Source organism: Phenylobacterium sp. (assembly GCF_024508875.1).
Classification (GTDB): Bacteria; Pseudomonadota; Alphaproteobacteria; order Caulobacterales; family Caulobacteraceae; genus Phenylobacterium.
Genome location: NZ_JANINU010000049.1, coordinates 1 through 10633 on the forward strand (window position 1 = coordinate 1; position 10633 = coordinate 10633).

Sequence of the window (10633 nt, forward strand, 5' to 3'; positions counted from 1 at the left end):
GTCGGCGGCGGCCGGAGCCGCAGCGGGCGCGGCCACGGCGGCGGGCGCCGCGCCGGCCTTGGAGCCGCCCTTCTTGGCGACCCAGGCGTCGAAGTCGGCCTGGCTGACCACGCGCACCTCGATGGGCATGAAGGCGTGGTCGATGCCGCACAGCTCGCGGCAGTTGCCGTAGTAGGTGCCGATCCGGTCGACCTTGAACCAAGTCTCGTTCAGACGGCCCGGGATGGCGTCGGTGATCACACCGAAGGAGGGCACGGCGAAGGCGTGGATCACGTCGGCGCCGGTCACCTGGACACGGACCACCTTGTTCACCGGCACCACCAGCGGCTCGGTCACCGCCAGGCGGTAGGGCTCGCCCCTAGCCTTGGCCTGGTCTTCCGGAAGGACGTTCGAGACGAACTCGCCGATCTTCTGGTCGGGGTACTCATAGCCCCAGTACCACTGGTAGCCGGTCGCCTTGATGGTCAGGTCCGGCTTGGGCATGTCGTTGTAGGCGAACAGCAGCCGGAACGAGAAGATCGCGATGAAGACGAGGATCAGGACCGGGATCAGCGTCCAGGCCACCTCCAGCGTCGTGTTGTGGCTGAACTTCGCCGGGACCGGGTTCGCGCGCTTGTTGAAGCGCACCATCACCACGATCAGCAGGATCAGCACGAAAACCGTGATGAGCGAGATGATCGGCAGCAGGATCGCGTTGTGGAAGAAGATGGCGTGCTCGCGCAGCGGGGTCACGCCCGGCTGCAGGTCGATCGCCCCGTCCGTCGGCTGGCCGAACTTGTCGGCGGCCATCGCCGCGGCGCCCCAGAACGCTGTCGCCGCGCCCGCGAGGGCCCCCGCCGCCCGCGTCCGCAATCCGTGAAAGCTCGACTTCATGTCCCCTCGGTCTCTCTGGCCGGCCGCGCCCGCAAGACGGTTTGGGCGCGTCCGACGACTTCGGAACGGGACGTGCGGACGTAGCTTCCGCCACGCCGATCGGCCCCTTCGCGGGGGTCCATACGCGCATCCCCAGGCCTTGCCAAGGCGTTCGGAGTGCTGAGGGCGCGCCTAGGTCCGTAGCCTGGTTATCGAAAGGCATATTTGACGCGGCTCAAGCCCGCCGGGCAGGCGGGACGCGGGGGCGGATCGCCCGGCGGGCCAACATGTCGCAGGGGCGATCCCCGCGCCCCCCGCGCAATGCCTGGGCGACCCCCGCCGGCTCTCCCAAGCCCCGCGCGATGCGAATCGGGCAGCCTGCAATACGCCGCAAGGATCGGACGTCGCGGGTGACGCGGACGCGCGCCGTGCCTATCTTCCGGGAATGAACGCCCCTGTCCCCGCTCCCTCGATCCTCGAATCCGCCGGCGTCGATCCGGCCCGCGCCCGCGAGATTCTCGGCGACGCCCTGGCCGGCGCCGACGACGGCGAGCTGTTCGTCGAGCGCTCCGAGAGCGAATCCTTCCTGTTCGACGACGGCCGGCTGAAGTCGGCGAACTACGACGCCACCGAGGGCTTCGGCCTGCGCGTCGTCGCGGGCGAGACCGCCGGTTACGCCCATGCCTCCGAAATCTCCGAGGCCGCGATCCGCCGCGCCGCCGATTCCGCGAAGCTGGCCAAGCGCGGCTACGCCGGGACCGCCGCCGAGGCCCCGCGGGCCACCAACGCCAAGCTCTACGGCGAGGAGAACCCGCTCAGCTCGCCCGATTTCTCCGACAAGGTCGCCCTGCTCCAGGAGATCGACGCCTGGGCCCGCGCCCGCGATCCGCGCGTCGTCCAGGTGATGGCCTCCATCGCCGGCGAGCGCCGCGTGGTCGAGATCCTGCGCGCCGACGGCCGGCTGATCCGCGACGTGCGGCCGCTGTGCCGCGTGAACGTCCAGCTCACCGTCGAGCGCGACGGCCGCCGCGAGAACGGCTTCACCGGCGCCGGCGGCCGGGCTGGGTTCGAGGCCTGGATCAGCCCCGACAAGTGGCAGGACCAGGTGGACGAGGCCCTGCGCCAGGCGCTGGTCAACCTCGACGCCGTTCCCTGCCCCGCCGGCGAGATGGACGTGGTGCTGGGCCCGGGCTGGAACGGGGTGCTGCTGCACGAAGCGGTCGGCCACGGCCTGGAAGGCGACTTCAATCGCAAGGGCACCTCGGCCTTCTCGGGCCGCATCGGCGAACGCGTGGCCGCGCCCGGCGTCACCGTCTTCGACGACGGCACGATCCTGGGCCGCCGCGGCTCGCTGACCGTCGACGACGAGGGCACGCCCACCGAGCGCACCGTGCTGATCGAGGACGGCATCCTCGTCGGCTACATGCACGACCGGATGAGCGCGCGGCTGATGGGCATGGCGCCCACCGGCAACGCCCGCCGCCAATCCTACGCCCACATGCCCATGCCGCGCATGACCAACACGGCCATGCTGGGCGGCGACCACAAGCGCGAGGACATGATCGCCTCGACCAAGCGCGGCCTCTACTGCGCCAACTTCGGCGGCGGCCAGGTGGACATCACCAACGGCAAGTTCGTATTCCAGTGCACGGAGGCCTACCTGATCGAGGACGGCAAGATCACCGTACCGGTGAAGGGCGCCACCCTGATCGGCGACGGCCCCTCGGCCCTGACCCGCGTCACCATGATCGGCGACGACTTCGACTTCGATCCGGGCGTCGGGGTCTGCGGCAAGTCGGGGCAGAGCGTCCCGGTCGGCGTGGGCCAGCCGTCGCTGAAGATCACCGGCCTCACCGTCGGCGGGACCGCGGTGTGAGCACGCCGGCCGAGCCCTTCGCCGCCACCGGACGCTGCCTCTGCGGCGACGTGAGCTGGGGCGTCGCCGGCCGGCTGCCGCGCGTGGGGTTCTGCCACTGCTCCCTTTGCCGCAAGGCGTCCGGCACAGGGTCGAACGCCGTCCTGTCCGTGCGGCCGGAACACTTCGTTTGGCTGTCCGGCGAGGACAAGGTGCGCGGCTATGCGCTGGCCTCGGGCTGGAGCACCAGCTTCTGCGGCCGCTGCGGCTGCCCGGCGCCGCTGCTGGGCGGCGAGGGCCGCTGGTTCGTGCCGGCCGGCAGCCTCGACGGCCAGCCGGACCTGAAGGTCTCGGGCCACATCTTCGTCGCGGACAAGCCGGCCTGGGCCGTCATCGGCGACGACAGCCCGCAGTTCCCCGCGTGGCCGCCGCAGGGCTGAGGCTCCCCCAGCCCGGAGGATCGGCCTTTCCCCCGTTGACCTTTCGGTGACAAATCTGTCCCCGATTTAATGCACCTTACGGCCATTTAACTCGCTCCAGAACGCCGCCCCGGGCCAGTTAACCCGCGTTCTGGGGAGAGTTCCGATGTTGATCGCCACCGTCCTGGCCCAGGCGGCCGTCGCCGCCGCGCCGCCCGCCGCGATCGCCCCGCCGCAGACGCAGGGCGTCATCAGCTATCCCGTCACCTTCTTCGCCGGCCAGCAGGTGGCCAACGCCGCCGAGATGCTGGCTCGCGTGCCCGGCTTCACGCTGGACACCGGCAATTCGGTCCGCGGCTTCGAGGGCGCGGCCGGCAACGTCATCGTCGACGGCGCCCGCCCGACCAGCAAGACCGACAATCTGGAAGAGATCCTGCGCCGGATCCCGATCAGCCAGATCGAGCGCATCGACGTCATCCGCGGCGGCGCGCCGGGGATCGACATGCAGGGCAAGACCGTCATCGCCAACGTCGTGCGCAAGTCCGGCGGCGGCTTCCGCGGTCTGTTCGCCGTGGCCAACAACCACCTCTGGGACGGCCGCAACATGCACGGCATGCGCCTGGAGCTCTCGGGCGGCGACGGCGTGCGCACCTGGGAAGGGGTGGCGCGCTACGGCTACGGCAACGACGACGGCGGCCAGTTCGGCCCGCGCGTGCGCTTCGCCCCGGACGGCTCGATCATCCGCGAGGGCCGGCACGACTCGGAATCCGACGGGCTGCAGCAGATCATCTCCGGCGCCTATTCCCAGCCCCTGCTGGGCGGCCGCGTCTCGCTGAACGGCCGCCTCTTCTGGGATAGCTGGAAGAGCGAGGAGACCACCGTCTACAGCCGTCCGGCCGACCTCGGGGTCGCCAACGACGTCAACCCCTACGACGAGTTCCAGCGCGAGTTCGGCCTGCGCTTCAACCGCGATTTCGGGCCGAAGACCAAGCTCGAGGTCGTGGCCCTGCGCACGGACCAGGACTACCATACCTACGACCTCTTCACGTTCCGCGGCGACACCGACGACTACCGCAACACGCGCGATATCAGCGAGACGATCGGCCGGACGGTTCTGAAGCACCAATGGTCGCCGTCGCTCTCGTTCGAGCTGGGCGGCGAGGGCGCGTTCAACAAGCTGGATAGCCGCGCCAAGTTCTTCCACAACGGCGTCGCCGAGCCCCTGCCCGCTGCCAACGTGACGGTCGAGGAGACCCGCGGCGAGGTGTTCGGCAAGGCGATCTGGCGGCCCGCCGCCGCCTGGACCATCGACGGCAGCCTGCGCTTCGAAGCCTCGAAGATCTCGTCCGACGGCGACGTGATGCTGGAAAAGAAGCTGCAGTTCTTCAAGCCGCGCCTGGCCGCGAGCTGGGACGTGCGCCCCGACACCCAGCTCCGCGTCCGCCTGGAGCGCACGGTCGGCCAGCTCGATTTCGACGATTTCGTCGCCGGCACCGACTTCACCGCCGGCACCGGCGTCAGCGCCGGCAATCCCGACCTCAATCCTGAGCGGGCGTGGGTCGGCGAGGCGGCCATCGAGCAGCGCTTCTGGAAGAGCGGCGCGGTCACCGTCACCTTCCGCCACTCCGAACTGCGAGACGTGATCGACCGCGGGCCGGTCACCATCAAGCGCGTCAATCCGCAGACCGGCCTGCCCGAGGTCCTGACCTTCGACCAGCCCACCAACATCGGCGACGGGACGAAGGACGAGCTGATCGCCACCTTCACGCTCCCCAGCGACCGCATGGGCTGGAAGGGCGGCCTGCTGCGCGGCGAGCTCAACAAGCGCTGGTCCAAGGTCACCGACCCGACCACATTCGAGAGCCGCACCATCTCGAAGCTGCGCCCGCTGGAGTGGGAGGTCCACTACAGCCAGGACCTGCCCCAATGGGGCCTGGCGGTCGGCGGCGACTACTATTCAGGCTGGTCGCAGACCTCGTACCGCTACAACTTCGTCTCCGACGTGAAGCTGCACAACGGCTACTTTGTCACCTGGGTCGAGAAGCGCCTGCAGCCGCAGACCGTCCTGCGCGTCGAGGTCGCCAACCTGTTCGAGCGCGGCATCCGCTTCAACACCCGTCAGTACGACGGCCCGCGCAGCGACGGGAAGCTGCTTTATGTCGACGACCGCGACCTGAAGCCCGGCCAGAGCGTCTACATCCGCGTGCGCCACACCTTCGGCGCCTAAAGGCGTCTCGAGAAGCCGAGGCGCGGCGGGCTCCCGGCCCGCCGCGCGCCCGCTCAGATCCGGGCGGCCTGCTGCTCGCCGTCCACCGACGGGGTGACAAGCTGCGCCTCCACCGGCGGCTGGTCGGCGCCATGCGCCCAGCCCTTGATGAAGAAGCTGGCCGCCACGAACACCACGCCGCAGCCGACGCCCGCCCAGCCCAGCTTGTTGAAGCCGTCCATGGAGGTGGCGAAGGCCGCCGCCGGGTCGAGCACCTGGCCGCCGACCGTCTCGGTCCCCATCGCGCCGGCGATCAGGCCGCCGACGTACTGGGCGATGGACGAGGCCAGGAACCACACCGCCATCATGAACGACACCACCTTCGCCACGCTGAGCTTGGTGATCTGCGACAGGCCCACGGGCGACAGGAACAGCTCGCCCGTCGTGTGCAGCATGTACAGCAGGCCCAGCATGAAGAGGGGCATCTTGTAGTCGACCGCCAGGCCCTGCGCCCACACCACGACCAGGAAACCCAGGCCCACCTGCAGCAGGCCCAGACCGAAGGTCAGCGTCGGGTTGGGCATCCGCTTGCGCGCGCCGAGATAGGCCCACATCGCCGCGAAGATCGGGGCGAAGATAAGGATGAAGCCGGCGTTGAACGACTGGGTCTGTGCCGCGTCGATCGAGCCCAGGTCGACGTTGCGCGCCGCGAACAGGTTGAGCGACGTGCCGGCCTGTTCGAAGAGCGTGAAGAACACCACCGAGCCGAAGACCAGCACCAGCGCCAGCATCATCCGCTCGCGCTCGATCTTGCTGCACTGGGTGGCCATGAAGACGACGATGAAGGCCAGGGCGGCGATGGTGGAGATCCCCAGCGCCCAGCCCACCAGTTGGTTCGACTGCACCAGGAACCACACCGGGATCACGCCCAGCACGCCGCCCAGGTAGATCAGCCCCTCGCGGTTCAGCGGTCCCACGACCTTCTGCTTCAGCAGCTCCGGGTTCGGCGGCTCGGCCTTGCCCTCCAGGTGCTTCTTGCCCAGCACGAAGACGACGAAGCCCGCCGCCATGCCGACGCCGGCCAGGCCGAAGCCGGCCCACCAGCCCAGGCTCGTCCCCAGCCAGCCGCAGAGCACGGACGCCCAGAAAGCCCCGAGGTTGATGCCGTAGTAATAGAGGGTGAAGCCGGAATCCCGCCGCGGGTCGCCCTGCGGGTAGAGCTGGCCGACGATCGTGGAGATGTTGGGCTTCAGGAAGCCCACGCCCATGATGATCAGCGCGACCGCCAGGTAGAAGGCGTTCTTGCCAAACGGATCCACCTGGTTCTTCAGCTCGTACGAGCCCTTCGGCATCACCGCGGGCAGCGGGCCGCCGGGCGCCATGTTCTTGACCTCCAGGCCGCCGTCCGCCGTCGCGCCGAACTCGTGCGGCTGGCCCGCGATCATCACGCGGACCTGGCGCTCTTCCATGCGGCCCTTGATATCCACGTCGTAGCTCTGGCCGGCGTAGATCAGCGTCTGCTTCGCCGGCGTGCCCTCGACCGCCATCATCCCGTGCCCGGCCACCAGCAGCAGCGCCCCGAAGGCCACGGCCTTGCGCGTGCCCAGGTAGCGGTCGGCCAGCAGCCCGCCGATCAGCGGCAGCAGGTAGACCAGGGAGGTGTACGAGCCGTACTGCGCGCCCGCCACGCTGTCGTCGAACAGCAGGTGCTGGGTCAGGTAGAAGATCAGGATGCCGCGCATCCCGTAGTACGAGAACCGCTCCCACATCTCGGCGAAGAACAGGATGATCAGCCCGCGCGGGTGGTTGCGCAGCAACTGCATGAGGACCGGCAGGCCGGTGACGAGCGTCACCGCGATGCCGATGAGAAGGATTGGATTCATGTGGAGTTGGGTTCCGCTTTCCCGAAGCTCGCGTGCGGGCGAACGCCCCCGTCACCGCACCGCGTATTCCTGTGGGCACAAAACCACTTAGGTCGGGCCAGCACAAGCAAGCCTGCGCCCGAAATCCCCCCGCGAGCCCGCTCATTCGGCCTGCAGGCAGGCAAAATGGGCAAAGGGCTCGCCGTCTTTCGCGAGAGACCTTCTCGTCCGATCACGACGGTCCCTCCTCATCGGGCCGGCCTCTGGCGCGGCGAAAGCCGGCGCCCATATCGAACGCAGCCGGAACGCGCGCCGCGCGTTCAGTCCCTCTGGAGCGTGACAGCTTGAAGTGGAAGCCGGTTCAAGCGCCCGTCACGCTCCAAGCTCTTGAATTGGAGCCTTTCGTAGCGGAAAGGCTCCAGGAGGACGTCTCATGAAGATTCCGGGTCCCGACCATCCGATCACCGTCACCCCCGCGACGAAGCGTTGGCGCGCCAGGTTCCAGGGCCATGTGATCGCCGACAGCGCCGACGCGCTGGTCCTTCAGGAGGCCAGCTATCCGCCGGTGGTCTACTTCCCGCGCGACGACGTCTCGATGGAGTACATGTCGCGCACGGCGCACAGCACCCATTGCCCGTACAAGGGCGACGCCAGCTACTACACGCTGCTGATGGACGGCCACTTCGCCGAGAACGCGGTCTGGACCTACGAGACGCCGTTCCCGGCCATGCAGGCTATCGAGAACAGGCTGGCCTTCTACCCGAACCACGTCGAGGTCTACGAAGTCGAGGATGCGGCGGTGAACCCGCACCACGTCGACGCCCCCGCCGAACCGCGCGCCATCGACCAGGTCGTCCAGCACACCGACGCCGGCGACGGCACGACCCAGCGCGAACACTGGCCGCCGAACACGACCGAACCGCCTCTGGAAGGGGGCGTGCGGTAGCGCGCCCCTTAGAGAACGCCCTTAGCGCATAAACGCCGGGGCGCTCTTCGCCTGCGCCAGCTCGCCGCCGGTGTAGATCACTTCGTTGGTCACCTCCCGGACGCACCAGTCCGGGATGTCCACCGCCATGGCGGCCATGCGGTTGGAAGCCTCGCACTCGGCGGTCACCAGCCCTTCGTGAGGCCCCTCGAACACGTCGACCACGAACGCGCCCACCTTATGACGGCGCTTGGAGATCCGCTCGCCTGGCAGCTTCGCCAGCACCGCGTACTCCTCGGCGCTGAGATAGAGGTTGGTCATCGGCCCGATCAGCGGGTCGTCCGGCGCGTACTTCTTGGCCAGCTTGAACTCTTGCTCGCCGGTGGCCAGGTGCGTGATCCGCCGCAGCCGCAGGCGCCCGCCGTCGATGTAGAGGTCCTCGATCCGCCGGGCGCCCGCCGCGTCCAGCGCGGGCATGTTCGCGGGGTCCACCAGGAACCGCCGCTCGGCCACCCAGTGCGCATACTTCGGCAGCTTGACTGGCATGCTAACCCTCGCGAGGCCCCGTCCACTCCGGCCGCGCGCCTCCGGGGCGTACGCTCATCGTCAGCCCGTCGGCCAGCCGGTAAGGATAGGCGGCCACATCGAAGTCTTCGAGACAACCCACATTCACGCCATAGCTGTCCGGCGCCGCCCGCTTCCTGTGGAAGGGATAGATCCCGCAGGTGCGGCAAAACCAGTGCTGCGCGACGCCGGTGTTCCAGCGGTAAAGCGTGAGCTGGTCCTCGCCCGCCTCGATCGTCAGCCCGCTCTCGTGCACCTTCGCCATCAGCGCACCCTTGCGCCGGCACAGCGAGCAGTCGCACCGCGTCAGTTCCTCGATCTCGGCCTCGACGCGAAACCGCACGGCGCCGCAGTGGCAGGATCCGTTCCAGATGGGCATGGACCTACTGAGCCGGCCGCAACGAGCGACACAAGGTCCAGACGGCGATGTCTGGCTTCACCGGTCGGGCCCGCGCCACGCCTAAGCTAGTAGGCGAAGTCCTCGAAGACCCGGCTCACGTCGCCCTTCCAGGCGCCGTTGTACAGCTCCACCAGCCGCTCCGCCGGGGTCACGCCGGTGTCGGCGATGTGCTCCAGCTCGGCCAGGTAGCCGCTCTCGTCCACCAGACCACCCGACAGGCGGTTGCGGTTCTTCAGGCCCTGCTTGGCGATGGCCAGCAGGTCCTTGGCCACGTCCTGAACCGTGCGGCCGGCGATCTCGGCCTTGAGGCCGCGGCGGGCCACGTCGGCGCGCAGCTTCTCGTGGTCCTCGATCTTCCAGTCCTTGCAGAGGTCCCAGGCCGCCGCCAGGGCGGCGCTGTCATACAGCACGCCCATCCACAGCGCCGGCAGGGCGCAGAGACGGCTCCAGGGCCCGGAGTCGGCGCCGCGCATCTCCAGGTACTTCTTCAGCCGGACTTCGGGGAAGATCGTGGTGGTGTGGTCGGCCCAGTCCTTGATCGTCGGGCGCTCGCCGGGCAGCTCGGCCAGCTTGCCGTCCATGAAGTCGACGAAGGAGCGGCCCGCCAGGTCGATGTACCGGTCGCCGCGCTTGGCGAAATACATCGGCACGTTCAGCGCATAGCGCGCATAGGTCTCGAAGCCGAAGCCGTCCTGGAACACGAAGTCCAGCATGCCGGTGCGGTCGGCGTCGGTGTCCGTCCACACGTTGGCGCGGCTGGAGACGAAGCCCGACGGCTTGCCCTCGATGAACGGCGAGTTGGCGAACAGCGCCGTGGCGATCGGCTGCAGGGCCAGGCTGGTGCGGAACTTCGCCACCATGTCGGCCTCGGACGCGAAGTCGAGGTTGGCCTGCACGGTGCAGGTGCGGAACATCATGTCGAGGCCCAGCTTGCCGACCTTCGGCATGTACTCGCGCATGATCTTGTAGCGGCCCTTGGGCATCACCGGGACCTGCTCGCGGGTCCAAACGGGCGTGAAGCCCAGGCCCAGGAACCCCAGGCCTAGTTCGTCGGCGACAGCCTTTACCTCGTTGAGGTGCTGGCCGGTCTCCTCGCAGATGTCGTGGACGGTCTCCAGCGGCGCGCCCGACAGCTCGAACTGCCCGCCCGGCTCCAGGCTGACGTTCGCCATGCCGCGCTCCAGCGCGATGACGTTCTCGCCTTCGTAGACGGGGGTCCAGCCGAACCGCGTCAGGCCGTCCAGCAACGCCTTGATGCCACGCGGTTCGTACGGGACCGGAGCGTGGTCGCCCAGGCGGAACACGAACTTCTCGTGCTCGGCGCCCACGCGCCAGTCGCTCGCCGGCTTCGCCCCGTCCGCCATCCAGCGGACCAGGTCTTCGAACACGAGCGGGCGGTCGTCGCACACGGCGTCGGCCATGAAAATCCTCCCCGGCCTGAACGCCGTCGCGCGGGGAGCGGCTCCCACGCGATCGGGTCTTTACGCCGTTCGGATAGGTGGGCGCAAATCCGCTAAGCTCAAGGGCGGCTTAGCTTTACTGCATCGACG

Annotated in this window: 9 protein-coding genes; 4 read left to right on the forward strand and 5 right to left on the reverse strand. The window is 68.7% G+C overall.

What is annotated here, in order from left to right:
- The coding region (coxB, locus tag Q0L11_RS05040) for a cytochrome c oxidase subunit II (protein WP_296595808.1) at positions 1-873 on the reverse strand (873 nt) is incomplete at its 3' end.
- A 424-nt stretch (positions 874-1297) separates the two neighbouring features.
- On the opposite strand from coxB, the gene tldD reads away from it, so the two are divergent.
- From tldD to Q0L11_RS05055, 3 genes are all read left to right on the forward strand, one after another.
- Positions 1298-2728, forward strand: a complete 1431-nt coding sequence (gene tldD / locus Q0L11_RS05045) for a metalloprotease TldD (RefSeq protein WP_296595809.1) — start codon at positions 1298-1300, stop codon at positions 2726-2728.
- A complete protein-coding gene (locus Q0L11_RS05050) occupies positions 2725-3147 on the forward strand; it encodes a GFA family protein (RefSeq protein WP_296595811.1) in 423 nt (140 codons plus the stop codon). Before tldD ends, Q0L11_RS05050 begins: the two co-directional genes overlap by 4 nt.
- Positions 3148-3292: 145 nt before the next feature.
- Positions 3293-5353, forward strand: a complete 2061-nt coding sequence (locus Q0L11_RS05055; RefSeq protein WP_296595812.1) for a TonB-dependent siderophore receptor — start codon at positions 3293-3295, stop codon at positions 5351-5353.
- A gap of 53 nt (positions 5354-5406) precedes the next feature.
- Here Q0L11_RS05055 and Q0L11_RS05060 read toward each other — a convergent pair whose 3' ends face one another.
- Positions 5407-7215 (reverse strand): peptide MFS transporter, encoded by a 1809-nt coding sequence (locus tag Q0L11_RS05060; protein ID WP_296595814.1) that lies wholly within the window; start codon positions 7213-7215, stop codon positions 5407-5409.
- Between the two features lie 412 nt (positions 7216-7627).
- Between Q0L11_RS05060 and Q0L11_RS05065 the strand changes: the two genes are divergently transcribed.
- On the forward strand, positions 7628-8140 hold the full coding sequence (locus tag Q0L11_RS05065) for a DUF427 domain-containing protein (protein ID WP_296595815.1): 513 nt from the start codon (positions 7628-7630) through the stop codon (positions 8138-8140).
- A 21-nt stretch (positions 8141-8161) separates the two neighbouring features.
- Here the strand turns inward: Q0L11_RS05065 and Q0L11_RS05070 are convergent, their stop codons facing one another.
- From Q0L11_RS05070 to Q0L11_RS05080, 3 genes are all read right to left on the reverse strand, one after another.
- On the reverse strand, positions 8162-8665 hold the full coding sequence (locus Q0L11_RS05070; protein ID WP_296595816.1) for a hypothetical protein: 504 nt from the start codon (positions 8663-8665) through the stop codon (positions 8162-8164).
- Between the two features lies 1 nt (position 8666).
- Positions 8667-9062: a GFA family protein gene (locus Q0L11_RS05075; RefSeq protein ID WP_296595817.1), complete on the reverse strand. Its 396-nt coding sequence runs from the start codon at positions 9060-9062 to the stop codon at positions 8667-8669.
- Between the two features lie 86 nt (positions 9063-9148).
- A complete protein-coding gene (locus tag Q0L11_RS05080) occupies positions 9149-10504 on the reverse strand; it encodes a glutamate--cysteine ligase (protein WP_296595818.1) in 1356 nt (451 codons plus the stop codon).
- Positions 10505-10633: the final 129 nt, after the last annotated feature.

Bases quoted from the DNA above. Each gene is read 5' to 3' on its own strand.
- tldD (WP_296595809.1), top strand. From the start codon at position 1,298: ATGAACGCCCCTGTCCCCGCTCCCTCGATCCTCGAATCCGCCGGCGTC.
- Q0L11_RS05055 (WP_296595812.1), top strand. From the start codon at position 3,293: ATGTTGATCGCCACCGTCCTGGCCCAGGCGGCCGTCGCCGCCGCGCCG.
- Q0L11_RS05060 (WP_296595814.1), bottom strand. From the start codon at position 7,215: ATGAATCCAATCCTTCTCATCGGCATCGCGGTGACGCTCGTCACCGGC.
- Q0L11_RS05065 (WP_296595815.1), top strand. From the start codon at position 7,628: ATGAAGATTCCGGGTCCCGACCATCCGATCACCGTCACCCCCGCGACG.
- Q0L11_RS05070 (WP_296595816.1), bottom strand. From the start codon at position 8,665: ATGCCAGTCAAGCTGCCGAAGTATGCGCACTGGGTGGCCGAGCGGCGG.
- Q0L11_RS05075 (WP_296595817.1), bottom strand. From the start codon at position 9,062: ATGCCCATCTGGAACGGATCCTGCCACTGCGGCGCCGTGCGGTTTCGC.
- Q0L11_RS05080 (WP_296595818.1), bottom strand. From the start codon at position 10,504: ATGGCCGACGCCGTGTGCGACGACCGCCCGCTCGTGTTCGAAGACCTG.